This is a genomic window from Streptomyces sp. NPDC107454 (assembly GCF_055582885.1).
In genome coordinates this window covers 155,278-179,440 of record NZ_JBVJPA010000016.1, presented here as the reverse complement: position 1 = coordinate 179,440, position 24,163 = coordinate 155,278, and the positions used below count along the sequence as shown (strand labels likewise).

Here is a 24,163-nt window from a genome sequence, read left to right as displayed (position 1 = left end):
AAGATGTACGACCCCACAGTCGCCCGGCTCACCTATCGAGCCCTGCTCGGCCGCCGCCGGGCCCTCATCCTCTGTGCGCTGCCCGTCCTGCTCATCGTGATCTCCGCGGCCGTACGCAGCTTCGCCGGAGCCGACGACCAGGTGGCATCGGACCTGCTCGGCGGCTTCGCGCTCGCCACGATGGTGCCGATCATCGGCGTCATCGCCGGCACCGGCGCGATCGGCCCCGAGATCGACGACGGCTCGGTGGTGTATCTGCTGGCCAAGCCCCTGAAGCGGCCCACGATCATCTTCACCAAGCTGATCGTCGCGATCGCCGTCACCATGGCGTTCTCCGCCCTGCCGACGTTCATCGCGGGCATGATCCTGAACGGCAACGGCCAGCAGGTCGCCGTCGCCTACACCGTGGCGGCGCTGGTCGCCTCGATCGCGTACGCCGCGCTGTTCCTGCTGCTCGGGACGGTCACCCGGCACGCGGTGGTGTTCGGGCTCGTCTACGCGCTGGTCTGGGAGGCCCTGTTCGGGTCACTGGTGTCCGGCGCGCGCACGCTCAGCGTCCAGCAGTGGGCGCTCGCCGTGGGCCACAAGGTCACCGGCGGCGACCTCGTCACCTCTGACGTGGGCCTGCCCACCGCCACGGTGCTCCTGGTCGTGGTCACCGTGCTCGCCACCTGGTACGCCGGGCAGCGGCTGCGGTCGCTGACGCTGGCCGGCGAGGAGTGAGCCGGGGGTTCCACGCGCGCGTGCCGGTTGTCGCCACGCACGCGCGCGTGGCGCCCCCTTTTTCTTGACAGTGGCTTCACCTCTGTCCGGGCACACTGGGCGCAGGGGACGCGCGGCTAGGAGGAACGGGGATGGCGGAACCGCAAGGTGAGGGACAGAGGGAGACCGAGGACGTCTGGGACGGCCTCGTACTTGACGAGAGCTTCATACGGTCGGCGGAGACGACCGAGCCGTCCGCCCGCGCCCGTATGCTCGCCGCCCGCTGGCGCGAGGGGGGACCCGACCCGCAGCCCTGGCGCTCCGACGAGCCGCCCGCGGGGTGGTTCTTCAGCAAGGCACGTCGGCGCAAGTGGCGCCGCCGGTAACCCTCTTTGACATCGACAGCCCCCTTTGAGGGGCGGCTTTATTCAGTGGCGTCCAAGTCGGCGTACGGGCACAGTAGTTATGTCCACGTCGCCGCATCGAGTCGGCGCCACGTTCTGGGAGAGGAGCGCGACGATGCCCATGAGTAGCAGTCCGTCGAGCTCCCTACAGGGCAGCCCGCGGCAGGCTCAGGAGTAGTTACCCCTCCGTGGAGCCCGCCCGCACGGGGGGCTGCCCGGGGCGGCCGCTTCGAGCGCGCGTATGTCGCGCGGGCCGCCCACCCGGAGGATTGGCCGAGAGGCAAGGCACCGGCTTGCTAAGCCGTGGTCGGGGTCAACCCCGCGCGCGTTCGATCCGCGCATCCTCCGCAAGCTCTCACCCGCTAACCCAGCAACCGCTCCAGCACCACCGCGATGCCGTCCTCCTCGTTCGAGGACGTCACCTCGTCCGCGACGGCCTTGAGCTCGTCGTGGGCGTTCGCCATGGCCACACTGTGGGCCGCCCAGGCGAACATCGGGATGTCGTTGGGCATGTCACCGAAGGCGATCGTGTCCGCGGCCTTCACACCGAGCCGTCGGGCGGCGAGGGACAGCCCCGTGGCCTTGGAGAGGCCGAGGGGGAGGAGTTCCACTATCCCCGCGCCCGCCATGGTGACGCCGACCAGGCCGCCCGCGACCTTGGCAGCCACCGCGGCCAGTTCGTCGTCGGAGAGCGTGGGGTGCTGCACGTACACCTTGTTCAGAGGGGCCGACCAGAGGTCCGTCGCGTCCCTGATCGGGACGACCGGGAGCGAGCCGTCCTGCCTGCGGTAGCCGGGGCCGACCAGCACCTCGCCGTCGAGCCCGTCGCGGCTCGCGGCCAGCAGCAGCGGGCCGACCTCCGCCTCGATCTTGGCGAGCGCGAGCCCGGCCAGCTGCCGGTCCAGCGTCACCGAGGTGAGCAGCCGGTGCTCCCCCGCGTCGTACACCTGCGCGCCCTGGCCGCACACCGCGAGGCCCTCGTAGCCGAGGTCGTCGAGGATGTGCCGGGTCCAGGGCACCGCACGCCCGGTGACGACGATGTGCGCGGCGCCCGCCGCGGTCACCGCGGCGAGTGCCTCACGCGTGCGCTCCGAGACCGTCTCGTCGGAACGCAGCAGCGTGCCGTCGAGATCGGTCGCGACGAGCTTGTAGGGAAACGATCCGGTCGGACCCGCGGATCCGGTCGGACCGGTCGACCCTGCGGCGGCGGTCACTTGGAGATCGGCTCCAGGACCTCACGGCCGCCCAGGTACGGACGCAGCACCTCGGGCACCCGTACGGAGCCGTCGGCCAGCTGGTGGTTCTCCAGGATCGCCACGATCGTGCGCGGGACGGCGCACAGCGTGCCGTTCAGCGTGGCGAGCGGCTGGACCTTCTTGCCGTCGCGCATGCGCACGGACAGGCGGCGGGCCTGGAAGCCGTCACAGTTCGAGGCCGAGGTCAGCTCGCGGTACTTGCCCTGGGTCGGGATCCACGCCTCGCAGTCGAACTTGCGGGACGCGGATGAACCGAGGTCGCCCGAGGCCACGTCGATGACCTGGAAGGGCAGCTCGAGCCCGGTCAGCCACTGCTTCTCCCAGTCCAGGAGCCGCTTGTGCTCGTTCTCCGCGTCCGCGGGGTCGACGTACGAGAACATCTCGACCTTGTCGAACTGGTGCACGCGGAAGATGCCGCGGGTGTCCTTGCCGTAGGTGCCGGCCTCGCGGCGGAAGCACGGCGAGAAGCCCGCGTAGCGCATCGGCAGCTGGTCGGCGTCGAGGATCTCGTCCATGTGGTACGCCGCGAGGGGGACCTCGGAGGTGCCGACCAGGTAGTAGTCGTCCTTCTCCAGGTGGTACACGTTCTCCGCGGCCTGGCCGAGGAAGCCGGTGCCCTCCATGGCGCGCGGGCGGACCAGAGCAGGGGTCAGCATCGGCGTGAAGCCGGCCTCGGTGGCCTGTGCGATCGCCGCGTTGACGAGGGCGAGCTCCAGGAGCGCGCCGACACCCGTCAGGTAGTAGAAGCGCGAGCCGGAGACCTTGGCGCCCCGCTCGACGTCGATGGCACCGAGCGCCTCGCCGAGTTCCAGGTGGTCCTTGGGCTCGAAGCCCTCGGCGCCGAAGTCGCGGATCGTGCCGTGCGTCTCCAGGACGACGAAGTCCTCCTCGCCGCCGACCGGGACGTCCGGGTGGACCAGGTTGCCGAGCTGGAGGAGCAGACGCTTGGTCTCCTCGTCCGCCTCGTGCTGTTCGGCGTCGGCGGTCTTGACGGCGGCGGCGAGCTCCCCGGCCTTCTTCAGCAGCTCGGCCTTCTCGTCGCCGGACGCCTTGGGGATCAGCTTTCCGAGCGCCTTCTGCTCGGATCGGAGCTCGTCGAAGCGGACGCCGGACGACCTGCGCCGCTCGTCGGCGGAGAGGAGGGAGTCGACGAGGGCGACGTCCTCTCCACGGGCGCGCTGGGAGGCGCGAACACGGTCGGGGTCCTCACGGAGCAGGCGAAGGTCAATCACCCCTCAAGGCTACCGGTGCGCGCTTCCGGCCATCGACTCGATATTCCGCTCCGTCACTTCTGTGACGTTATGAGTGAAATGCCGTATCGATATTCCTTGATCGCCAATGATCACTCATGAGCGCCGGTCCGCGTCAATAAAAGGGACGGTACTCCCTGAAACGGGGCAGACGGTAATCAGGTGGTTGACCGGATTCCCTTGTGGAGAGCGGTACTTGGGAAGGGTTGTCCACAGGGATCCACGCCTCCGCAGAGTTATCCACAGGCTGTGCGGAAGATCTGTGGACTTCGGAGGTGATCGTTCCGAAAGCCGCATGTGGGGCGAAGAATTCCCGGGTCAAACCATCCGTACACCCACGTTCGAGTGGAAATGCTTCGCTCCAAAGGATTGATCAAGGGAAAAGAGTGGACGAGGGGTGACGTGCGGGGCTGTGGAAGAACTTGGGCCCTGTGGGCCGATTTGTCGACCATGTAGTGCTTCCTTGTCGACTTGTCCCCAGGTCGAGAAGCACACCTGTGGATAACATCTGTGGATGACGAAAATCGGCAGGTAGGACTGATGGAATGCGGAGATGGGCAGTGGAAAAGCCCATGCCGACGAGCCGCCGACACAGGAACCCGAACGGGCCTGATCCGGCCTGGACCCGGCTCTGGTTCTGGATCTGGCCTGGAACCGTCCGTCCTCTCGGCCTAGAACCGTCCGTCCTGGCAGCGCGCCAGCCAGTCCGACGCCGCCGAGAACGCACTGTCCGACGTCCCGGGCCGCAGCGGCCGTACGTCCTCCAGGGCGACCCCGGCCCGCGGATAGGACCCGAGGAAGCGCACCTGGGGGCTGATGCGCTTGAGGCCCATCAGCGCCTCGCCCACACGGCGGTCGGTGATGTGGCCCTCGGCGTCCACGGAGAAGCAGTAGTTGCCGATGCCCCGGCCGGTCGGCCGTGATTCGATCCGCATCAGGTTGACGCCGCGCACGGCGAACTCCTGGAGCAGTTCGAGCAGCGCACCCGGGTGGTCGTCGCCGAGCCAGATGACCACGGACGTCTTGTCGGCGCCGGTCGGGGCCGCGGGCCGGGCCGGACGGCCGACCAGCACGAAGCGGGTCTCGGCGTTCGCCGCGTCGTGGATCTCGGTGACCAGCGGTTCGAGCCCGTAGGTCGCTGCCGCGAACTCGCCCGCGAAGGCCGCGTCGTACCGGCCCTCCTGGACCAGCCGGGCACCGTCCGCGTTAGAGGCCGCCGACTCCCACACGGTGTTCGGCAGGTGGGTGCCGAGCCAGTTGCGCACCTGCGGCTGGGCGACCGGGTGACCGGTGACCGTCTTGATGTCCTTCAGGGCCGTGCCGGGCCTGACCAGCAGGGCGAAGGCGATCGGCAGGACGACCTCGCGGTAGATCATCAGCGGCTCGCCCTTGGCGAGTTCGTCGAGGGTGGCGGTGACACCGCCCTCGACCGAGTTCTCGATCGGGACGAGGGCGCCCGCGGCCTCGCTCGCGCGCACCGCGTCGAGCGCGGCCGGCACGGACACCATGGGCACCAGCTCCCGTGTCGCGGCTTCCGGGAGCGTGCGGAGGGCGGCCTCGGTGAACGTTCCCTCGGGGCCGAGATAGGTGTAGCGCGTCGCCGACATACCCGTCACCCTAATGGGCCCCGTCCCGCACGGATCACCCTTCCAGCAGCCGCTGCCCCACGTACTCCCCCTCGGCCGCCCCGCCCGGCACCGCGAACAGCCCGCTCGCCTCGTGGCGGATGAAGGTCGACAGGGCGTCGCCGCGGTCGAGCTTGCGCTGCACCGGGACGAAGCCGCGCAGCGGATCCGCCTGCCAGCAGACGAAGAGCAGGCCCGCGTCGGGCACCCCGTCCGTGTCGAAGCCGTCGTGGAAGGAGAACGGGCGGCGCAGCATCGCGGCGCCGCCGTTCTGGTCGGGCCGGGTGATCCGGGCATGCGCGTTGAGGGGGACGACCAGGTTGCCGTCGGCGTCGGTCTTGTCGAGGTTCATCGCGGTCGTCTCGGTACCACCGGTCAGCGGCGCCCCGGTGGATTTCTTCCGCCCCACGACGTCCTCCTGGGCCTTGACCGACAACTTCTCCCAGTCGTCGAGGAGCATTCGGATCCGGCGTACGACGGCGTAGGAGCCGTTCGCCATCCAGGCCGGGTCGCCGGCGGCCGGCACGAAGATGCGCCGGTCGAAGTCGGACTCGGACGGCTTCGGATTGCGGGTGCCGTCTATCTGGCCCATCAGGTTGCGAGCCGTCATCGGCTGGGCCGTGGCGCCGGGCGAGCGGTTGAAGCCGTTCATCTGCCAGCGCACCCGGGCCGCGCTGCCCGCGTCCTTCTGAAGCGTGCGCAGGGCATGGAAGGCGACCAGGGCGTCGTCGGCGCCGATCTGCACCCACAGGTCGCCGTTGCTGCGCGCCTTGTCGAGGTGGTCGGAAGAGAAGTCGGGCAGCGGGTCGAGGGCGACCGGGCGCTGCTTCTCCAGACCCGTCCGGGCGAAGAAGCTGTTTCCGAAGCCGAAGGTGACCGTCAGGGACGACGGTCCGGCGTCACGGGCGACGTCCGTGTCGTCCTGCGCGGCCGCCTCGCCCGCCATCAGCCGCTGGGCCGTCGTCGACCAGCGGCGCAGCAATGCGGCGGCCTCCTTGCGGCCCGCGCCCGCGGCCAGGTCGAAGGCGACGAGGTGGCCACGGGCCTGGAGCTCGGTGGTGATGCCGGGCTGATGTTTCCCGTGAAACATCACCGCGTCCGCGCCGAGCGAGGTCAGGGGCGCGGCCTTGTCGGCGGCGGGCGCTGCCGCGTACCCGGCGGCGCCTCCGGCCGCGCCCAGGGCGAGACCGGTGGCACCGGCGGTGCCGAGCAGTCGGCGCCGGGAAAAGACCCCGCCAGAAGAGGGCTTCTGGGAAACGGCCTCTCCTGGAGGGGTCTTTTCCGTGGTGGCTTCCGGAGTGGGCTGGTCAGCCATGGTGAGGTTCAGCCGATCTTCGCGTTCTTGGTGACGGTCGTCTGGTCGATGTCGGAGGTGCGCACGGTCACCGCGATCTCCCAGTCGCCCGCCATGGGGATCTGCACCCCGATCGCCGACCAGTGGCCGGTGGCGATGTGGTCGGGGGTCACGGGCAGCGGCCCGATCTTCTTGGCCTTCAGGGTGAAGGCGACCTTCACCTCGGGGACGTCGAAGGCCTTGCCGTTCGGTCGTTCCACGAAGACGTGCATCTCATTGCCGCCGCCGCCCCGGGCCGGGTCGAGGGTGACCTCCGCGGTGCCCTTGCCGTCCTGGCCGCCGGTGTCGAAGGGGAGCTTCAGGGAGAGCGGTCCGGACCGTTGCGACGAGGACGAGGTGGACTGCTGGGCCGCCTCCTCCGTGCGCCCCGGCTCGGTGGACGTCAGCACGGTCGTCACGCCCAGCAGGACGACGGCGATGCCGGTCTCGGCGAGTACCGAGCGGCGCAGGCCGGCCCGGGCCGGGTCGGCGTCGCGGAGGCGCTTTTGACGCGCGGTGTTCACGGCGGCCTGCTGCCGGGCGAGTTGAGCGGCGCGCCGGGAGTCTCCGGAGTTCGAGCCCCCGGAGTTCGAGTCCCTGGAATCCGAGCCCATGGAATCCGAGCCCCCAGAGCTGGAGTCCCGGGAATTCGCGGGCACCTTCGTCGGCTGCTTCGTCCGCAGTTCGGCGAGAGCCGGCGCCCCGGCTTTGGTCCCGGCCGTCGCCATGGCCTTCGCCTGCGGCGCCTCGGACAGCTGCGCCGTCCAGCGCCGCGAGATCCACCCGATGCCGACGAGGACCGCCACCAGGCCGATCTTGATGAGCAGCAACTGCCCGTACCACGTTCCGGTCAGCGCCGACCAGGAGCCGACCTGGCGCCAGGACTGGTAGATCCCGGTCGCGGCCAGCACGGTCACGCTGCCGAATGCGAGGCGCGAGAAGCGCCGTACGGCCACCGCGTCGATCTGTGTCTCGGCGGGCGCCCGGAACAGCGCCACGAGCAGCGCCGACAGGCCGCCCAGCCAGACGGCGACCGCCAGCAGGTGCAGCACGTCGACGGGCATCGCGAGGCCCGCCTGGATACCGGTGGAGGCGTGCTCGGCCATCGCCCAGCTCGCCGCCAGGCCCGCCGCGACGACGGTGCCGCCGATCGCGAGCCCGAAGGTGAGGTCCCTCCTCGCGGCATCGGCATCGGCATCGACACCGCTGTTGTCGGACCCGTCCCCCTTGTCGGACCCGGCACTCCTGCCGGACACGTCGCCCTCGTCGGTCACGTCGGCCTCGTCCCGCCGCGCGTACGCCCCGAAGAGCACCGCGATGAACAGCGCGCCCGCGGCGAGCAGCAGCAGCCGCGAGACCAGCGCCGCGCCCGCCTTGGTCTGCAGCACCTGCCCGAGCAGCGTCAGGTCGAAGATGTCGCCGACCTTGCCGGAGCCGACGTAGGAACCGCGCAGGAGCAGCAGCGCGAGGGTGGCGCCGGTCAGCGCGAGCCACCCGGAGACCACGAGCCGTTGCACCGGACGGACCCCGGCGCCGCGCTGCCAGCAGGCCAGTACGAAGGCCGCGCCACCCACCAAGAGGATGAATCCGGCGTACGAGACATACCGCCCGACCCCATAGAGCGCGCCGACGACTCCGCCGCCCACGGCAGGGTCGGAGAGCGCGACGGAGGTCTGCGAGGGCGCACCGACGGAGAAGGTGAAGGCGCCCGAGACGGGATGGCTGTCCGCCGACACCACCTGGTAGGTGACGGTGAACGTGCCGTCGGGCAGCCCCGGGTGGAGCTTCACGCCGTAGGTGGTGCCGCCCAGGTCGGTCGTCTTGCCGGTGTCGACGCGCTTGCCCCTGGGGTCGAGCACGCGCACCGAGCCGTCGGACATCGCGACCTTCTCGGAGAACGTCAGCGAGACCTGGGTGGGTGCCCGGCTGACCACCGCTCCCTGCTGGGGGTCGCTGCCGGTCAGCGCGGCGTGCGCGGAGGCGGGCGCCGCGCCGGCCAGGACCGCGCCGATCACGGCGAGGAGCAGCAACAGCAGTGCCCGTACCCGGAAAGCGACCCCTCCAGTGGTGGTGGCAGCCGCACGGGGAGCGATGGCCTGTGTCACGGTGATCCCTCCCTCAGTGCCCGGTCTTGGGGTTGTACGTCGCGGACTTCACCGGCATGGAGACCTTCACCGCACCCGCCTTGGTGAAGTGCAGCGTCACCGACACCTTCTCGCCCTCCAGCGGCTTGTGGGTGAGCTTTTCGAACATGAGGTGGTTGCCGCCGCTCGCGAAGTCGAGTGACCCGTCGGCGGGCACGGCGAACGACTTCTCCTCCTCCATCGCGCCGCCCTTGGTGGAGTGCAGCGTGACGTCAGGGGCGAGGTCGCTGGTGACGGAGGTCAGGGTGTCGGCGCCGCCGGAGTTGGTGACGGTGAAGAAACCCGCCGCCATGGTGTCCATGACGGGGGCGGGCATGTAGGCGCCGGTGATCTTCAGTTCGGGCTTGCCCGCGTTGTCCGAGGAGGAGTTGTCGGAACCGCAGCCCGCCAGCGCCAGCGCCGTGGCCGTCAGCGCCACGCATCCCGCGAGACGCCTCGAAGGGGCTCCGGGTCGGCTCACGGATTCTCTCCCTTGATGAGCTTGGGGAGGTCCTTGGTGTAGTCGTCGACGGTGGCGTCCTCGCCGTAGATCACATAGCCCCCGTCGGTCTTCGGTGAGAACGCGATGACCTGGGTGCCGTGCACGGAGACGAGCTTGCCGTTCTTGTCCTTCGCCGTCGGCTCGATGGAGATGCCCAGGGTGCGGGCGCCCGCCTGGATGGTGGGGAAGTCGCCGGTGAGGCCGACGAAGGCGGGGTCGATCCCCTTGAGCCACGTGCCGAGCGCGGCGGGGGTGTCGCGGGCCGGGTCGGTGGTGACGAACACGACCTTGACCTTGTCCTGTTCGGCCTTGGGCAGCTGCTTCTTGGCGACGGCGAGGTTGCTCATCGTCGTCGGGCAGACGTCGGGGCAGTGGGTGTAGCCGAAGTAGATCAGTGTCGGGACGCCCTTGGTCTCGGCCCGGAGGTCGTACTTCTTGCCGTTCGTGTCGGTGAGGACCAGGTCGGGCTTCTCGAACGCCTTGTCGAGGACCGTGGCGGCCTTGCCCGTGCCGGCCTCGGCGGACACGTCGGCGATCGGCTTGTTGCTGTCGTCGCCGCTGCCGCAGGCGGAAAGGGTCAGTGCGGCGGCGGCGAACAGGGCGGCCGCGGCATACGTCTTCTTGCGCATAGAAAAATGTCCCAGATGTGAGGGCTCCGGTGTGCACCGGGGTCGTACGACCTCTTTGACGAGGGCGTACGACCTACCGGTGCACAAGGGAGGGGTGCGGTGGGCCTCAGGCCTCGGTGCGCCGACGGCCGGCCAGAACGCCGTACGCCACGCCCGCCGCGCCGACGACGATGCCGACGACACCGAGGACGCGCGCGGTGGTGTCACTGCTGTCCGCGGAGGAGGCGGAGGTCGACGAGGCGGGGGCCGCCGTGGAGGTGTCGGAGGCGTCCTTGGCGGTGCCGGAGGACCCGTGGTGGCCGTCCGTGGTCGCGTCGGAGAGCGTGAGTACCGGAGCCGGGTTCTCGGGCTCCTCCTGGCCCTCCTGCTGCGGCTCGATCCAGCGCACGACCTCCTTGTTGTCGTACGTCTGGATCGCCTTGAAGACGAGCTCGTCGGTGTCCTCGGGGAGCGCGCCGACGGAGAGCGGGAACTTCTGGAAGAAGCCCGGCTCGATGCCCTTGCCGGTGGCGGTCCAGGTGACCTTGCTGACGGCCTCGGAGATCTTCTCGCCGTGCATCGTGAGCGGCTTGGCCAGCTTGCTCTTGGTGACCTTCACGGACCAGCCGTCGAGGGGCTGTGGCATGACGGAGGCGAGCGGGTGGTCGGTCGGGAAGTTCACCTCGACCTTGTTGGTCGAGGCGTCGTCGCGCTCGTTGGGAACCTTGAAGTCGACGACGGCGTAACCGCCCTTGGCGGCCTCGCCCTCCGGCTGCACGCTGACGTGCGCGAAGGCGGGGGCGGAGACGGCGAGGACGGCCGAGGCGGCGACGGCACCGGCGGCGGCGATACGGGAAGCCTTCATGGAAGAGAGCACTCCACTTTCAGTCCGATGAGAAGAGAAGGGGGTGCGCGTGCGAAGGGCGCGATGGGCCCCTGGGGCTGCTTTCGCGTGCACGCGCGCGTGCCGCACGACGGCGTCCCCTTCGGATCCTCGGATCTTTCGGATCCGTTCCGGACGGATCCTTCGGATCGGTCCGCGGAGTGGCGCGTCGTGTCAGGCGGCGAGGACGAGAGCGGTGGAGTGGGGCGGTCCTCGGCGGACGACGCTGTGCTGGAGCTCGGCGGTACGGGGCTTGGACGGCGTCAGAAGCGCGGTGCGCCGGGCGCGCGGTGTCGCGTCGGGCGTAACCGGCAGTCCGGCCCGCAGGGCGCGTACGAGCGCGAGCGCCCCGCGCAGGGACCGTACGAGCGCCCCTTCCGCGACTCCGTGCGCGGACAACCGCATCAGCCGCAGCAGCGCCAGATCACCGTGGCGCAGCACCCAGCCGGAGGCGACGGCCGCGAGGACGTGGCCGAGCAGCATCGGCAGGAACGGCCACACGGACATCGAGGACCCCGTGGCGGCCGACATCGCGTCCGAGGAGTGGGGCATGGGCATGGACATCGACGGGGCCGTGCCCGTGTCGAGCCGTGCGTCGGCGAGGATCTTCATGGCCTGAGCCGGGCTGATCGCCGCCGCGGTCGTGCCGCACACGATGCGCGCGGCACGTTCCACAAGTGAGGCGTCGGCCATCGACATGGAGCCCGAGCCCGACGTAGCGGCCCCGGCGAGTCCGAAGAGCGTGTGCAGGGCGGTCTGACCGCCCGCGAGCAGCGCGACGATGCCCAGCAGTGAACGCTCCCGCCCCGCCAGCGCGGCGGCGACGCCGAAGGTCGCGAGGAATCCGGCACCGAGCGTCCACAGCGGGATGGTGGCGCAGGAGGCGAGCCCATGACCGGCCGCAGCCAGCACGACACAGACCGCGGCGAACACCGCGGCCCGCAGAATCCGGAGCTCGTGTCCGGAGCGCGCCCTGGGCTGTTGGGGGGCAGTCATGGCGGGCTCATCATCGCACTCGACCCACCCGCCTCCGACGGCAGGTCCGCAAGATGACGGTCCGCGAGCCATGGTCCGGAAGATCACGTTCTGGGCCGGACCACCCGCACATACACCGATCGTTGTCGCGTGCGCATCCGCCATATGGGCGGCATCACGTCATGCAGGCGATTGCGCACAGGCGGTTGCGGCAATACGTAACGGTATGTCGAGCCGCGGCCGGGAGGCTGGAGCATGAGCATCTGGTGGTCACTCCATTTGCGGCGTGAGGCTGCGAGCGTTCCGCTCGCCAGACGTCTGCTGCTCGGCACGATGGAGACGGCGGGTGTCGATCCGGACGTCTCGTACGACCTCTCCGTGGCCCTCACCGAGGCCTGCGCCAACGCCGTGGAGCACGGCGGCGACGCCGCTCCCGGTACCGCGTCCGAGGCCTATCGGGTCACCGCCTACCTCGACGGCGAGAAGTGCCGCATCGAGGTCTCCGACTCCGGCCCGGGCTTCGCCCCGGGCCGTGCGCGTCCCGCGCTGCGCCCGGTGCGCGGCGACGCGGAGCACGGCCGGGGGCTCTGCCTGATCCGGGAACTCGCCGATCACGTCCAGATCGGCAACGAGCCGGGGCGGGGCGGCGCGGTGGTCAGCTTCGACAAGATCCTCAAGTGGAAGAAGGACGCACCGCTGATGGCGGTTTAGCGCCCGGGGATGGCGGATTGGCGCTCGGGCGGAGGCCGAACGCCAAGGCGGTCTCTGTGAGCGGGAGTTCGGCCATGACCTCGAAGCCGCCTCCGGGCCGGGCCCCGGCCCGCAGGCGGCCGCCCACGGACTGGGCGCGTTCGCGCATGCCGACGAGACCGAAGCCGCCGCCGGGGACCTGCGGTGTGGGTGGGGCGGATCGGATGGTGCCTCCGTCGTCGGCGACCGTGAGGGTCAACCGGTCGTGGCAGTAGGCGAGCCGGACCCGGGCGGTCTCGGCGGCCGCGTGTTTGGTGACGTTGGTGAGCGCTTCCTGCACGATCCGGAACGCGGTGAGATCCCCCGCTGGGGTGAGCTGCCGGGGTTCCCCCTCGGTGCTGACGATGACGTCGAGACCGGCTGACCTGAAGGAGGCGGTCAGGCCGGCCAGGCGGGCGAGTCCGGGAGCGGTCGGCGAGGACGCGCCCTCGGTGTCCTCGGCGTCTTCAGTGTCCTCGTGCCGCAGCAGGCCGACGGTGGCCTTGAGTTCGCGCAGCGCCGCGGAGGTGGTGGTGGCGAGGTCGGCGAGGATCTTGTGGACCTGGTCGGGCTGGCCGCGCAGAAGGTGGGAGAGGGTGCCGGCCTGGGCGTTGGCCAGGGCGAGGTGCTGGGCGGTGACGTCGTGCAGCTCGCGGGCGATGCGCAGCCGCTCCTCGGCGACCCGGCGCCGGGCCTCCTCCTCGCGGGTGCGCTCGGCGTGCTCGGCGCGGGCCCGGACGGCGTCGAGGTAGGCGCGCCGGAGCCGGACCGCGCTGCCCAGAGCCGTCGGCATCAGCACCCAGGCGGCGGGGCCGACCGTCTTGAGGTCCAACGGGCGGTCGGCGGGCCCGGCGATGACCTCCGTGATCATCAGGAGCGCGACGACACCGAAGGCGTAGCTCCTGCGCAGGGCGTTGTGCTCGGTGCGGAGGGCGAACGAGTAGAGCGCCACCATGAGCGGGCCCAGCGACAGCACGGTGAGCAGCCGGCCCTGCGCGGCCGAGGTCACGCCGGCGGCGGTGGTCAGGGCCAGTGCGGTGCGCGGGTGGTCGCGGTGGAAGAGCAGGGCGGTGCAGGAGACACAGGACAGGAGCGCGGCCGTCCACCACGGGGCGGCCGGGCCGGGGGAGCCGGTGGCGACGTACAGGCTGCCGGGGAAGGAGACGGCGAACAGCAGCAGGGCCGTTGTCGTGTCCTGGGCGCGGGGGCTGCTTCGTACGTGCCGCTGCCAGTTGGCGATCATCACCGGTTCCTGTCGGGGGTACGGGGCGAGGGCCGCCCGTGCTCGGCGCGGGCGGCCCTTTGGCGTGCGGGGAGGGTCGGACGCGGGCCGGTTTCCGTGCGGCCGGATCGTCGTGTGCCGGGGGTGCCGGGGCGACGGCGGAGTGCTGGGTGAGTGCTTCGCCTTCCACGTCGACCTTGGGGAGGATCCGGTCCAGCCGGCGCGGCATCCACCAGGCGGTTTCGCCGAGCAGGGCCAGGACGGCTGGTACGAAGGCCATGCGGATGACGAAGGCGTCGAACAGGACGGCGGCCGCCGTCGGAGCGGCAGGTGCGTCAGGCCGGGGTCGGCGCTTTGCGGCCCTGCGTTTCGAGGGCCTGTGCCCCGCGGTTCTCTGTTCCGCGGCTCCCCATTCCGCGGCTCCGCATCCCGCGGCTCTGGAGGAGGCCGAAGCCCGCGCCGAGCGAGACGAGGCCCATACCGGCGGCGGCCGTGATCCCCTGCACGCCGTCGAGGGCGAAGCCGGCGGCCGCGGCGACGACTCCGTTGAAGAGGAACAGGAACCAGAGCACCGGAGGGGAGGAGAGGAACGACTTGATCGGGTCCTTCTTGGCGATGCGGGAGCCGGCCACGAGGGAGAGGGCGATCCCGCCGTAGGTGGCCACGTCCTTCTGTGTGCCGTCGAATACGGCACCGGAGGCCACGGTGGCGGAGAGGCCGACCAGGAACAGCGACCAGAGCACGAGCGAGGAGAGCAGCGACTTCATGAACCTTTTCCTTCGGCGGGGAGCCTGCGGGGAGTCTGTACGGGCGTGAGCTTCCGGATTCAACGATCCCGTCGGAAGGTCGCCGCCACGAGTGAGTGCTCTCCCGAACCTGTGGTGTAGCGGGCTACACCATCTATCCGGAGCCTGCTCTCCCGCGCAGCCGCACCAGGCGTGCCTAGCCTGGACGGCATGGGAACGACGGTGCGGCAGGCAGCGCGAGCCACGGTCCAGTTGGGACGGGCCGCCGTACTGGCGTTCGGCTCGATCATCTTCATCACGGTGCTGCTGTTCACGGCCGTCGCCACCCTCGTGGTGGTCGGTGCCGGACTGCTGCCCGAGACGGTGCTCCTGGTGCGCCGCTTCGCCGGTGCCAAGCGGCGCCAGGTCGCCGAGTGGACGGGCCGGGAGATCCCCGAGGCGTACCAGCGCGTCGAGGGTCCGCTCCGCCGGCGGCTGCGCACGGCGGTGCGTGACCCGGGCACCTTCAACGACCTGCGCTGGATGGTCGCCCACTACGCCTACGGCTTCCTGGGCGTCCTCGCGCTGCCGCTGTGGCCGGCCGGCCTGCTCGTAGACGGCGTACGACAGGGTGTGCTGGGCCGTTCACCGCTGGTCCTGCCGCTGATCAGCCGTCTCGCGGACCTCGACGCCGGCTGGTCCACCGCCCTGCTCAAGCCCTCACCCAAGGCCCTGCTCGCGGAGCGGGTCGAGGAACTGACCGAGACCCGGGCGGGCGCGGTCGCCGCGCACGAGGCCGAACTGCGCCGCATCGAGCGGGACCTGCAGGAGGGTACGCAGGCGCGGCTGGTGTCGCTCTCCCTGCGGATCGGCGTCGCCAAACGGGCGTACGAACGCGACCCGGACGCCGCCCGCGAACTCCTCGACGACGCCCAGGACCAGGCCGAAGAGGCGCTCACCGAACTGCGTCATGTCGTCCGTGGCATCCACCCGCCGATCCTCACCGACCGTGGACTCGTCGGGGCGGCGCGGGCGCTCGCGGCGAGCAGCGGGCTCGACGTGACCATGGACGTGGACGGTCTGGAGGACGGGGCGCAGAGCGGGGTCCGGGCTCCCGCGGCGATCGAGGCGGCCGCGTACTTCGTGCTGGCCGAGGCGCTGACGAACGCGGGCAAACACAGCGCATCGGAGCGGGTGGCGGTCCGGCTCGCCCGTACGCCGACGGGGCTGAGCGTGGTCGTCCGCGACGAGGGCCGCGGCGGCGCCGACGAGGCGGCCGGTTCGGGACTGATCGGTATGCGACGGCGGGTCGCCGCGCTCGACGGGGCCGTGCGCCTGACCAGCCCTGTCGGGGGGCCGACGGTGATCGAGGTGGACCTGCCGTACGCGTGGTGACGCTCTCGGCGTTTTCGGCCCCCTCGTTGTTTTCGGGCCCCCTTGTGTTCGGGCTCCCTCGTTTTCGGGCCCCCTGTAGAGGGCGATTTCCCGTCGACTTCAGCTTTCTCAGGATTCTTACCCTCCTCACAGCCCCGCCCCATGCCCCTGACGGCTGCCCTTCCTAGCTTTCCGATCATGACGAGAAGCCACAAAGACACTTCGGTCACCCGGCGCCGTGCGCTCGCGGTGACGGGCGGCACCGTCGCCGCGGGCGGGCTCGCGGTCGCCGGCTACCAATCGGCGTTCGCCGACGAGACGACCACCGCCACCGAGGCCGAGGCGACCGCCTCGGCGACCTCGACCTCCACCAGCAGTGGCCAGTGCGTGCTGATGTCCAGCGTCACGGAGGGGCCGTACTACCTCGACGGCGCTCTGGTGCGCAAGGACATCACCGAGGGCAAGGGCGGCGTCCCGCTGACGCTGCGCATCACGGTGCAGGACACCACCGACTCCTGCGGCCCGGTCGCGGGCGCGGCCGTGGAGATCTGGCACTGCGACGCCTGGGGCTACTACTCCGGTTACACCACCGCCAACCCCGGCGGCTCCGCGCCCGCCGAGAGCGAGGACGGCTCGACCGCGAACGACCAGACCTACCTGCGCGGCTACCAGGTCGCCAACGCCAACGGAGTCGTCAAGTTCGAGACGATCTTCCCCGGCTGGTACACGCCCCGCACCACGCACATCCACGTCAAGGTGCACACCGGCGGCGAGAAGGCGGACGGCACCTACGAGGGTGGCAAGGTCAACTTCACCGGCCAGCTCTTCTTCGACGACGACATCGCCGCCGAGGTCCAGGCCCTGGAGCCGTACTCCAAGCACACCGGCAGCTACACCAAGCTCGCCGACGACATGGTGTACGACGGCGGCGGCACCTCCAGCGGGCTGCTCACCCTGAAGCCGGTCCACAAGAAGGACCCGTCCAAGGGCTTCAAGGGGTCCATCATCCTGGGCATCGACCCCGACGCCGAGAGCACCGGCGCGGGCAGCGGTGGCGGCGGTACGCCCCCGAGCGGCGCTCCGACCGGCACGCCGCCGAGCGGTGCCCCGAGCGACGCCCCGAGCGACAGTGCCAGTCCGTCCGCCTCGGCGTCCTCGTAGGGCTCGCGCGTGAGTGACCGCGAGGACGAGACGCTGGCGCGGGCCGCCGTGGCCGCGCTGACAGGGCAACTGGAGCTCACCCCCAAGCCCGGCCTGCCCGATCCGCGGGATCTCGGCGCCCGGGCCACCCGCCGGGACCTGTGTTCCCTGCGCTGGTCGGCCAAGGCGCTGACGCCCGGCCTCGCGGCCATGGCGGCCGCCGCCCGCCGCATCGGCGGGCCCACGCCCGAACTCCGCACGGAACTGGGCGCGATCGGCCGGTCCACCGAACACTCGGTGACGCTGGCGGGCGGTGGCCACCGCGGGGCGCTGTGGGTCCTGGGCTTTCTGGTCGCGGCGGCGGCCCTGGAACCAGGAGCCAAGGGTTCCGAGGTCGCCGCCACCGCCAAGCGGATCGCGGCGCACCCCGACCGGCGGGCGCCGCGGCGGCCCTCCCGGGGGTCGTCCATGTCCGCGAAGTACGGTGCGGCCGGGGCGCGGGGCGAGGCGCGCGCCGGATTCCCGCACGTACGGCGGGCGTTGGACGCGCTCGCCGCCTCCCGCTCCGCCGGCGCGGCCGAGCCGTACGCCAGGCTCGACGCCCTCCTCACCGTCATGTCCACCCTCCAGGACACCGAGTTGCTGTACACGGCGGGCCCGCACGGGCTCCGGCACGTCCAGGCGGGTGCCCGGGGCGTGCTGGAGGCGGGCGGTACGGCGACGGAGGCCGGTCGCGCGGCTCTGGCCGCCTTCGACGACGACCTCCACGCGCGCGCGTGGAGCCCGCGTGGCACGGGGGGACTGCTCGCGGGCGCCCTGTTCGTGGACTCGCTTCCGGTGGTGGTCAGTTCGCCGGCACGGGTTGCTGCTTGACCCGGTCCTGGGGCTGATTCCCGCCTCGGTCCCGATCCTGGTCCTGGTCCCGATCCTGGTCCTGGTCCTGGTCCCGGTCCCGGTCATGGTCATGGTCATGGCTCCGGCGGTGGGCTGTCACCTCGTGTGCGGCGGCCCACCGCACCGCCGGGCCCATACCGTACGAGGCCCCCAGCATCAGTCCCCCCAGCAGCAGCCATCCCGGCGTGCCCCAGCCCACCAGCAGCGCGGTCAGGACCAGCGGGCCCGCGGTACGCGCCACCGTGACGCCCGTGCCGAAGAAGCCCTGGTACTCGCCCATGCGGTCGGCCGGGGCGAGGTCGAAACCCACCTGCCAGGAACCCGCCGACTGCTGCATCTCGGCGAAGACCTGGAGGACCGCGCCCGCTACCAGGACCCCGGCCGCGACCCATGGCGAGGCACCGGCGGACAGTGCGAAGACCGCGCAGGACACCAGCATCACGAGCCCGGAACGGCGTATCGCGCGTGTGGCCGAGGCGAGGCCTGTGACACCGCGCGCCATCCGCACCTGGAAGACCATCACCGCAACGGTGTTGAGGACGAACAGCGCGGAGACCAGCCAGGCGGGCGCCTGGGTGCGCTCGGTGATCCACAGCGGGATGCCCAGACTGAGCAGCGGCATCCGCAGCAGCAGCACGGTGTTGAGGAACGTGACGAGCACGTACGGGCGGTCGCGCAGGACACCGGCCCCGTGACCGCGCCGTACGGTCACGCGAGGCACGGACGGCAGCCGCAGCAGCACTACCGCGCAGAGCAGGAAGCTCACCGCGTCCAGCGCGAACACCCCGAGATACGCGTCCCGTGTTCCGGCGTGCAGTGCGAGCCCGCCGAGGCCCGCCCCCACCGCCAGCCCGGCGTTGAGGGTCGACTGAAGATGGGCGAGCAGCCCGGTCCGTTCCCCGGCCGGTATCAGTCCGGCGAGCAGCGCCTGCCGTGCCGCTCCGAGTCCCGACTGTGCGGAGGCGTACGTGCAGGCCGCGAGGACGAAGGGCAGGAAGCCGCGGACGACCAGGAAGGACGCCACCGCCGCTCCGGTCGCGAGGGCCAGCAGCACCGCCGTGCCACGCGGCCCGCGCCGGTCGGCGAGCCGCCCCAGCGGTACGCCCACAAGGGAGCCGATCGCCCAGGCGACGGTCAGCCCGAGCCCCACGCGCGCGGGGGCCAGCCCCACGACATGCGTGAAGTACAGCGCGGAGGTCACGTAATAGGCGCCGTCCCCCACGGAGTTGGTCAGCTGGGCGAGGGCCAGGACGCGTTGCGGTCCCGCGGGCGGGACGAGGCGGCTCGACTGCGCGGATGCTGCCGGATTCGTCATGGCTTCGACGCTACGGGCCCGGTGGACCCGTCAACAGGCCCAATCCTCAAGCCTTTTCGCGACCCAATCGGCTCCCGTCCAGCACCCGCCCCAACGCCTCCAGCGCTTCCGGATAGATCCGCTCCCGGGGAGTCCCGTAGCCCACGACCAAGCCCTGAGGCCGCCCCTCGCCGCGCTCGTGCCAGTGCTCGCCGAGATGCCCGACCGCGAGGCCCTCCTCCTCCGCCCGCGCCAGCACCTCCGCCTCGTCCGCCACATCCACCAGTGCGTGCAGCCCGGCCGCGATACCGCGTACGCTCCTGCGCGCCCCCAGCCGGTCGAGCAGCTGGTCCCGGCGTCGCCGGTACCGCAGCCGGCAGGCGCGCACATGACGGTCGTACGCGTGGCTGGTGATCATCTCGGCCAGCGCCAACTGGCCGATGGACTCGGTGTGATGGTCGCTGTGCAGCTTCACGTCGACCACCGCGTCGACCAGGTGCGGCGGCAGCACCATCCAGCCGAGCCGCAGGGCGGGGCCGAGCGTCTTGGACGCCGTACCCAGGTAGGCGACCTGCCCCGGTGCCATGCCCTGGAGGGCGCCGACGGGTTGCCGGTCGTAGCGGAACTCACCGTCGTAGTCGTCCTCGACGATCAGTCCGCCGCGCGCGCGTGCCCAGTCGGTGAGCGCCCGCCGCCGCTCGGGGTGCAGGGTCACCCCGGTCGGGTACTGATGGGCGGGCGTGACGACGACCGCGTCCGCCGGTGAGGAGGCCAACTCCCCCGCGCAGGCGCCTCGTTCGTCCACCTTCAGCGGGACCACCGTGCCTCCGCCCCGCCGCACCACGTCCCGGTGGAACGGCAGCCCGGGGTCCTCCATCGCGACCGCCCCGCCGTCCAGCACGCGCGTGAGGAGCGCGAGCCCCTGCACGTATCCCGAGGTGATCACGATCCGCTCGGGCGGCGCGATCACGCCCCGGGCCCGTCCCAGGTAGCCGGAGAGCGCCGTCCGCAGTTCGATCCGGCCGCGCGGGTCCCCGTAGTCGTACGCCAGGGAGGGCGCCGTCGCGATCGCGCGGCGCAGCGCCCGCAGCCACGCCGCCGCCGGGAACGTACCGACGTCCGGGCTGCCCGGCCGCAGATCGAAACGGGGCGCACGCGCGCGGGGAGCCCCGACGGACTCCGACACGGCGTCCGCGGGCAGCACCGCGACCTCGGTGCCCGACCCCTGCCGGGCCGTCAGATACCCCTCGGCGACCAGTTGGTCGTACGCCCCCTTGGCAGTCCCCCGCGAGATGCCGAGTTCGGCCGCGAGCCGCCGGGTCGGGGGCAGCCGTGTGCCCGGAGCGAGCCGTCCGTCGCGCACCGCGTCCCGCAGAGCCCGTTCCAGCCCGGTCCTGCGCCCCGCGGCCACGTCCGGTTCCAGATGCAGATCCACTCCGACACCGGACCAGAAGTCGTCGCCCACTAATTCCCCCCCCGTGAGTTCCCGCGCCCAGAGAGGCACGGGGAACTGCGCGACCAGCCACGACCTACCCGCAGACGAATGGCCGGGCACTCACTTCTCGTACCCGGCCATCAGCCCTACGTCAGCCCTGGGTCAGCCCTGGACCAGCCCTACGTCAGCCCTTCAGAGCCGCCATCCACGCCTCGACCTCGTCGGAACGACGAGGCAGCCCCGCCGACAGGTTCCGGTTGCCGTCCTCGGTCACCAGGATGTCGTCCTCGATGCGCACGCCGATGCCCCGGTACTCCTCGGGGACGGTCAGGTCGTCCGCCTGGAAGTAGAGGCCCGGCTCGACGGTCAGGCACATGCCCGGCTCCAGCGTGCTGTCCACGTACGTCTCCGTCCGCGCGGCGGCGCAGTCGTGGACGTCCATGCCGAGCATGTGACCGGTGCCGTGCAGGGTCCAGCGGCGCTGCAGACCCAGCTCCAGGACGCGCTCGACCGGGCCCTCGACCAGACCCCACTCGACGAGCTTCTCGGCCAGCACGCGCTGCGCGGCGTCGTGGAAGTCGCGGTACTTGGCACCGGGCTGCACGGCCGCGATGCCGGCCTCCTGGGACTCGTACACGGCGTCGTAGATCTTCTTCTGGATCTCGCTGTAGCGGCCGTTGACCGGCAGCGTGCGCGTGACGTCGGCGGTGTAGAGCGTGTGCGTCTCCACGCCCGCGTCGAGCAGCAGCAGGTCTCCGGAGCGCACGGGCCCGTCGTTGCGCACCCAGTGCAGCGTGCAGGCGTGCGGGCCGGCGGCGCAGATCGAGCCGTAGCCGATGTCGTTGCCCTCGACCCGGGCGCGCAGGAAGAAGGTGCCCTCGATGTAGCGCTCGCTGGTCGCCTCGGCCTTGTCCAGGACCTTCACGACGTCCTCGAAGCCGCGCACCGTCGAGTCGACGGCCTTCTGCAGCTCGCCGGCCTCGAAGTCGTCCTTGATCAGCCGCGCCTCGGAGAGGAAGACCCGCAGCTCCTCGTCGCGCTCGGCGGTGACCTTGTCGGTCAGGGCCGCCTCGATGCCGGCGTCGTAGCCGCGCACGACCCGGACCGGGCCGGTGGCCTCACGCAGCTTGCCGGCCAGCTCCCGCACGTCGGAGGCGGGGATGCCGTACAGCTGTTCTGCCTCGGTGAGGGAGTGGCGGCGGCCGACCCACAGCTCGCCCTGCCCGGACAGCCAGAACTCGCCGTTCTCGCGGTCGGAGCGCGGCAGCAGGTAGATCGTCGCCTTGTGGCCGCCGTTCCCGTCCGGGGCGACGGTGGGCTCCAGGACCAGGACGCCGTCCTCGGTCAGGTTGCCGGTGAGGTACGCGTACTCGACCGAGGCGCGGAAGGGGTAGTCCGTGTCGTTCGAGCGCGTCTTCAGGTTGCCCGCCGGGATCACCAGGCGCTCGCCCGGGAAGCGCGCGGAGAGCGCGGCGCGGCGGGTGGCGGTGTTCTCGGCCTGCGCGATCGGCGTGAGGCCGCGCAGCTCGGTGTCGGCCCATCCGGACTTCATGTTCTCGGCGAGCTCGTCGGACACGCCCGGGTACAGGCCGTTCTTGCGCTGCTTGATCGGCTCTTCTTCGCCCGCTGCGTCAGCGGCATCGTCGAGCACGGCTTCCGGGGTCTCCGGGTTGAGCGCCTCCGACACGGTCTGCCTCCTAGATACGACTCTGGATCTTCCCCTCCAGCTCTCCGCTGTGCTCGAGCAGGGGGACACTCATCATCGTACGGTCGTACAGAAGTGGGCCCAGGGCCGGAAGTCCTGTTACGCGCAGAACTCGGCGCGGCGGCCCCCGGAGCGGCACGCGAAGGCTGGACCTCGCCCTCACCCCAAGTGCGGAGCTCACGCGAAGCCCGGATCTCACGCGAAGCCCGGATCTCACGCGAAGTGCGGACCTCACGCGAAGTGCGGACCTCACTCGAAGCGCGCCGCCAGGAGTACGACGTCCTCCGCGCTGTCCGCCTCGTCCAGCCCGTCCGGCAGCACGGACCGCAGAACATGGTCGGCGAGCGCGCCGGGGTCCTCACGCAGCGTCCTGGGCACGCTGGCGGCCGCCGCGTGCAGCCGGGCGAAGGCGCGGTCCATGGGGTCGCCGGTGCGGTGCAGCAGGCCGTCGGTGTAGAGCAGCACGGTCTCGCCGGGCTCAGCCGTCAGTTCGACGCTGGGCGCCTCCCAGCAGGCGAGCATGCCCAGGGGCGCGGACAGCGAGGTCTCCACGAACTCGGTGCGCCGCGCGCCGATCACCAGCGGCGGGCTGTGTCCCGCACCGGCGAGCGTGATCTTGCGCAGGGCGGGCTCGCAGTACGCGAAGAGGGCGGTCGCGGAGCGGGCGGGCTCGGTCAGGCGCAGCAGCAGCTCGAGGTCGGACAGGACGGCGACGGGGTCCTCGCCCTCCATCACGGCGTACGCCCGCAGGGAGGCCCTCAGCCGGCCCATGGCGGCGACGGCGCTGGGCCCGGCTCCGGTGACGGAGCCGACCGCGAGGCCGAGCGCGGCGTCGGGCAGCGGCAGCGCGTCGTACCAGTCGCCGCCGCCGCGCGGGCCCGTGCGGTGCCGGGCGGCGAGCTGGACACCGGAGACCCGGGGCAGCCGCGGCGGCAGCAGCTCCTGGGAGATCGTCTTCATGCACGCGCGTGTGCGGTCCAGTTCCAGCAGCCGTGCCAGGTGTTCGGTCGCGTAGCGGGCGTAGAGGCCGACGAGGTGGCGCTGGCGCTCCACCGGTTCGGCGGGTTCGTCGTAGAGCCATACGGCGGCGCCCAGCCGGCCTGCCGCCTTGGTGGACAGGGGCAGCGCGTAGCTCGCGGCGTAGCCGAGCCGGGCGGCCACCTCGCGGTGGCGGGGGTCGAGCCCGTCCTCGGAGAGGAGGTCGGGCTGGGAGATCTCGCCCTCGCCGCCGGGCAGCCCGTCCAGGATCCTGCCGTACGACATGGCGCTGCGCGGGACGGTCTCGATGTGGCCGAGGTCGGCGCGGGCGAGGCCCAGGCCGATGGTGGTGTCCGGGCCGAGTCCGTCGCCCGGTTCCAGGACGACGAGACCGCGCCGGGCACCCACGAGGGCGGCTCCGGCGCGCAGCAGCTCCTGCAGCGCGTCGTTCAGTGTCGCGGTGCGCACCAGGCGCTCGGTGAGTTCGTGGAGGGTGGTGAGGTCGGACACCCAGCCGGCGAGCCGATCTTGGAGAACGGCTCCGGGGCCGGTGGACGAGGTGGCCGAAGAGGAGCCTGTTGCGGAGCCCGCCGTGGAACCCGTGACGGAGGTCGTGGGCGCGACAGTGTGTGCGGGCGCGGGAACCGTTGAATCGATTCCGGCCACTTTCGGAACGTGAGGGGCGTTCATGGCGTCCGGCTTTCCGACCGGTGCGTATTGCTCAATAGCATCGCAAACCCCCATGTCGTTCTGCGCCGCTAGCAGTGTCTCCACATGTACACGCACTCGTGAGGGGATGTCCAGCATTGTCCTGCTGGGATTCCTGGTGTCCATGAGACCCTCGGTAACCCTTGCGGGAAAGCAAAGTTGGCTTAAAACTGACTCGGGTAACGGGTCATTGAGGTCGACTGGCCTCGTTCGACGGAGCGTCACAGCGGTCGTGATGGGTACGTACTCGGTGAAGGCCAGGGGTGGTTGGGATCCGCCCGGAACCTGGCGACGGACC

At 71.2% G+C, this 24,163-nt stretch carries 21 protein-coding genes, 1 tRNA gene and 1 pseudogene; 7 read left to right on the top strand and 16 right to left on the bottom strand.

Annotated features, from left to right (window positions below; genetic code table 11):
• Nucleotides 1–3 precede the first annotated feature (3 nt).
• The 3 genes from ACZ69M_RS36890 to ACZ69M_RS36880 all read left to right on the top strand — a co-directional run bounded on the left by ACZ69M_RS36890 (nucleotide 4) and on the right by ACZ69M_RS36880 (nucleotide 1,454).
• Complete coding sequence (locus tag ACZ69M_RS36890) at nucleotides 4–723, top strand: ABC transporter permease (protein ID WP_054236936.1); 720 nt, start codon at nucleotides 4–6, stop codon at nucleotides 721–723.
• 131 nt (nucleotides 724–854) lie between these two features.
• The gene (locus ACZ69M_RS36885) at nucleotides 855–1,088 is read left to right on the top strand and encodes an SGM_3592 family protein (RefSeq protein WP_403700255.1); all 234 of its coding nucleotides are present in this window, start codon (nucleotides 855–857) and stop codon (nucleotides 1,086–1,088) included.
• Nucleotides 1,089–1,369: 281 nt separating this feature from the next.
• Nucleotides 1,370–1,454: transfer RNA gene (locus tag ACZ69M_RS36880), tRNA-Ser, on the top strand.
• Between the two features lie 14 nt (nucleotides 1,455–1,468).
• Here the strand turns inward: ACZ69M_RS36880 and ACZ69M_RS36875 are convergent.
• The 9 genes from ACZ69M_RS36875 to ACZ69M_RS36835 all read right to left on the bottom strand — a co-directional run bounded on the left by ACZ69M_RS36875 (nucleotide 1,469) and on the right by ACZ69M_RS36835 (nucleotide 11,682).
• The gene (locus ACZ69M_RS36875; protein WP_470056905.1) at nucleotides 1,469–2,320 is read right to left on the bottom strand and encodes an HAD family hydrolase; all 852 of its coding nucleotides are present in this window, start codon (nucleotides 2,318–2,320) and stop codon (nucleotides 1,469–1,471) included.
• The gene (gene serS, locus ACZ69M_RS36870) at nucleotides 2,317–3,594 is read right to left on the bottom strand and encodes a serine--tRNA ligase (protein WP_355487210.1); all 1,278 of its coding nucleotides are present in this window, start codon (nucleotides 3,592–3,594) and stop codon (nucleotides 2,317–2,319) included. The genes ACZ69M_RS36875 and serS overlap by 4 nt, the downstream gene beginning before the upstream one ends.
• A gap of 689 nt (nucleotides 3,595–4,283) precedes the next feature.
• On the bottom strand, nucleotides 4,284–5,219 hold the full coding sequence (gene pheA, locus ACZ69M_RS36865; protein WP_470056903.1) for a prephenate dehydratase: 936 nt from the start codon (nucleotides 5,217–5,219) through the stop codon (nucleotides 4,284–4,286).
• A 34-nt stretch (nucleotides 5,220–5,253) separates the two neighbouring features.
• A complete protein-coding gene (efeB, locus tag ACZ69M_RS36860) occupies nucleotides 5,254–6,552 on the bottom strand; it encodes an iron uptake transporter deferrochelatase/peroxidase subunit (protein ID WP_470056901.1) in 1,299 nt (432 codons plus the stop codon).
• An 8-nt stretch (nucleotides 6,553–6,560) separates the two neighbouring features.
• Nucleotides 6,561–8,675, bottom strand: coding sequence for a copper resistance CopC/CopD family protein (locus ACZ69M_RS36855; RefSeq protein ID WP_470056899.1), 2,115 nt, complete (start codon nucleotides 8,673–8,675; stop codon nucleotides 6,561–6,563).
• 13 nt (nucleotides 8,676–8,688) lie between these two features.
• Nucleotides 8,689–9,174 carry a copper chaperone PCu(A)C gene (locus ACZ69M_RS36850; RefSeq protein WP_470056897.1) on the bottom strand — a complete coding sequence of 162 codons (486 nt, stop codon included), beginning with the start codon at nucleotides 9,172–9,174 and terminating at the stop codon, nucleotides 8,689–8,691.
• Nucleotides 9,171–9,824, bottom strand: coding sequence for an SCO family protein (locus ACZ69M_RS36845; RefSeq protein WP_470056896.1), 654 nt, complete (start codon nucleotides 9,822–9,824; stop codon nucleotides 9,171–9,173). The genes ACZ69M_RS36850 and ACZ69M_RS36845 overlap by 4 nt, the downstream gene beginning before the upstream one ends.
• A 106-nt stretch (nucleotides 9,825–9,930) precedes the next feature.
• Entirely contained in the window at nucleotides 9,931–10,668 is a 738-nt protein-coding gene (locus tag ACZ69M_RS36840) for a YcnI family copper-binding membrane protein (protein ID WP_470056894.1), read from the bottom strand.
• 192 nt (nucleotides 10,669–10,860) lie between these two features.
• On the bottom strand, nucleotides 10,861–11,682 hold the full coding sequence (locus tag ACZ69M_RS36835) for a hypothetical protein (protein WP_470056893.1): 822 nt from the start codon (nucleotides 11,680–11,682) through the stop codon (nucleotides 10,861–10,863).
• Nucleotides 11,683–11,916: 234 nt separating this feature from the next.
• On the opposite strand from ACZ69M_RS36835, the gene ACZ69M_RS36830 reads away from it, so the two are divergent.
• Complete coding sequence (locus tag ACZ69M_RS36830) at nucleotides 11,917–12,372, top strand: ATP-binding protein (protein WP_054236932.1); 456 nt, start codon at nucleotides 11,917–11,919, stop codon at nucleotides 12,370–12,372.
• Here ACZ69M_RS36830 and ACZ69M_RS36825 read toward each other — a convergent pair.
• The 3 genes and pseudogenes from ACZ69M_RS36825 to ACZ69M_RS36815 form a co-directional block, all read right to left on the bottom strand.
• On the bottom strand, nucleotides 12,335–13,633 hold the full coding sequence (locus tag ACZ69M_RS36825; protein ID WP_470056891.1) for a sensor histidine kinase: 1,299 nt from the start codon (nucleotides 13,631–13,633) through the stop codon (nucleotides 12,335–12,337). The two genes, ACZ69M_RS36830 and ACZ69M_RS36825, sit on opposite strands and share 38 nt — an antisense overlap.
• Nucleotides 13,634–13,739: 106 nt before the next feature.
• Nucleotides 13,740–13,928, bottom strand: a pseudogene (locus ACZ69M_RS36820) (hypothetical protein); the annotation flags it as partial.
• A 19-nt stretch (nucleotides 13,929–13,947) separates the two neighbouring features.
• A complete protein-coding gene (locus ACZ69M_RS36815) occupies nucleotides 13,948–14,379 on the bottom strand; it encodes a hypothetical protein (RefSeq protein WP_470056889.1) in 432 nt (143 codons plus the stop codon).
• Nucleotides 14,380–14,568: 189 nt separating this feature from the next.
• On the opposite strand from ACZ69M_RS36815, the gene ACZ69M_RS36810 reads away from it, so the two are divergent.
• The 3 genes from ACZ69M_RS36810 (at nucleotide 14,569) to ACZ69M_RS36800 (ending at nucleotide 17,724) form a co-directional block, all read left to right on the top strand.
• Nucleotides 14,569–15,732, top strand: coding sequence for a sensor histidine kinase (locus tag ACZ69M_RS36810; RefSeq protein WP_470056887.1), 1,164 nt, complete (start codon nucleotides 14,569–14,571; stop codon nucleotides 15,730–15,732).
• Nucleotides 15,733–15,909: 177 nt separating this feature from the next.
• The gene (locus ACZ69M_RS36805) at nucleotides 15,910–16,872 is read left to right on the top strand and encodes an intradiol ring-cleavage dioxygenase (protein ID WP_470056885.1); all 963 of its coding nucleotides are present in this window, start codon (nucleotides 15,910–15,912) and stop codon (nucleotides 16,870–16,872) included.
• A 9-nt stretch (nucleotides 16,873–16,881) separates the two neighbouring features.
• Nucleotides 16,882–17,724: a triphosphoribosyl-dephospho-CoA synthase gene (locus ACZ69M_RS36800; RefSeq protein ID WP_470056884.1), complete on the top strand. Its 843-nt coding sequence runs from the start codon at nucleotides 16,882–16,884 to the stop codon at nucleotides 17,722–17,724.
• Here the strand turns inward: ACZ69M_RS36800 and ACZ69M_RS36795 are convergent.
• From ACZ69M_RS36795 to ACZ69M_RS36780, 4 genes are all read right to left on the bottom strand, one after another.
• Nucleotides 17,696–19,060 carry an MFS transporter gene (locus tag ACZ69M_RS36795; RefSeq protein WP_470056882.1) on the bottom strand — a complete coding sequence of 455 codons (1,365 nt, stop codon included), beginning with the start codon at nucleotides 19,058–19,060 and terminating at the stop codon, nucleotides 17,696–17,698. The two genes, ACZ69M_RS36800 and ACZ69M_RS36795, sit on opposite strands and share 29 nt — an antisense overlap.
• A gap of 46 nt (nucleotides 19,061–19,106) precedes the next feature.
• Nucleotides 19,107–20,474, bottom strand: coding sequence for a MocR-like pyridoxine biosynthesis transcription factor PdxR (pdxR, locus tag ACZ69M_RS36790; RefSeq protein WP_470056880.1), 1,368 nt, complete (start codon nucleotides 20,472–20,474; stop codon nucleotides 19,107–19,109).
• Nucleotides 20,475–20,658: 184 nt separating this feature from the next.
• Entirely contained in the window at nucleotides 20,659–22,161 is a 1,503-nt protein-coding gene (locus ACZ69M_RS36785) for an aminopeptidase P family protein (RefSeq protein ID WP_470056879.1), read from the bottom strand.
• Nucleotides 22,162–22,428: 267 nt separating this feature from the next.
• A complete protein-coding gene (locus ACZ69M_RS36780) occupies nucleotides 22,429–23,964 on the bottom strand; it encodes a PP2C family protein-serine/threonine phosphatase (RefSeq protein ID WP_470057044.1) in 1,536 nt (511 codons plus the stop codon).
• Nucleotides 23,965–24,163 lie beyond the last annotated feature (199 nt).

Excerpts from the sequence above, each read along its gene's own strand:
- ACZ69M_RS36795 (WP_470056882.1), bottom strand. The coding sequence starts at position 19,060 with ATGACGAATCCGGCAGCATCCGCGCAGTCGAGCCGCCTCGTCCCGCCC.
- ACZ69M_RS36815 (WP_470056889.1), bottom strand. The coding sequence starts at position 14,379 with ATGAAGTCGCTGCTCTCCTCGCTCGTGCTCTGGTCGCTGTTCCTGGTC.
- ACZ69M_RS36890 (WP_054236936.1), top strand. The coding sequence starts at position 4 with ATGTACGACCCCACAGTCGCCCGGCTCACCTATCGAGCCCTGCTCGGC.
- ACZ69M_RS36885 (WP_403700255.1), top strand. The coding sequence starts at position 855 with ATGGCGGAACCGCAAGGTGAGGGACAGAGGGAGACCGAGGACGTCTGG.
- efeB (WP_470056901.1), bottom strand. The coding sequence starts at position 6,552 with ATGGCTGACCAGCCCACTCCGGAAGCCACCACGGAAAAGACCCCTCCA.
- ACZ69M_RS36780 (WP_470057044.1), bottom strand. The coding sequence starts at position 23,964 with ATGCTGGACATCCCCTCACGAGTGCGTGTACATGTGGAGACACTGCTA.
- ACZ69M_RS36805 (WP_470056885.1), top strand. The coding sequence starts at position 15,910 with ATGACGAGAAGCCACAAAGACACTTCGGTCACCCGGCGCCGTGCGCTC.
- ACZ69M_RS36845 (WP_470056896.1), bottom strand. The coding sequence starts at position 9,824 with ATGCGCAAGAAGACGTATGCCGCGGCCGCCCTGTTCGCCGCCGCCGCA.
- ACZ69M_RS36810 (WP_470056887.1), top strand. The coding sequence starts at position 14,569 with ATGGGAACGACGGTGCGGCAGGCAGCGCGAGCCACGGTCCAGTTGGGA.
- ACZ69M_RS36825 (WP_470056891.1), bottom strand. The coding sequence starts at position 13,633 with ATGATCGCCAACTGGCAGCGGCACGTACGAAGCAGCCCCCGCGCCCAG.
- ACZ69M_RS36830 (WP_054236932.1), top strand. The coding sequence starts at position 11,917 with ATGAGCATCTGGTGGTCACTCCATTTGCGGCGTGAGGCTGCGAGCGTT.
- ACZ69M_RS36840 (WP_470056894.1), bottom strand. The coding sequence starts at position 10,668 with ATGAAGGCTTCCCGTATCGCCGCCGCCGGTGCCGTCGCCGCCTCGGCC.
- ACZ69M_RS36835 (WP_470056893.1), bottom strand. The coding sequence starts at position 11,682 with ATGACTGCCCCCCAACAGCCCAGGGCGCGCTCCGGACACGAGCTCCGG.
- pheA (WP_470056903.1), bottom strand. The coding sequence starts at position 5,219 with ATGTCGGCGACGCGCTACACCTATCTCGGCCCCGAGGGAACGTTCACC.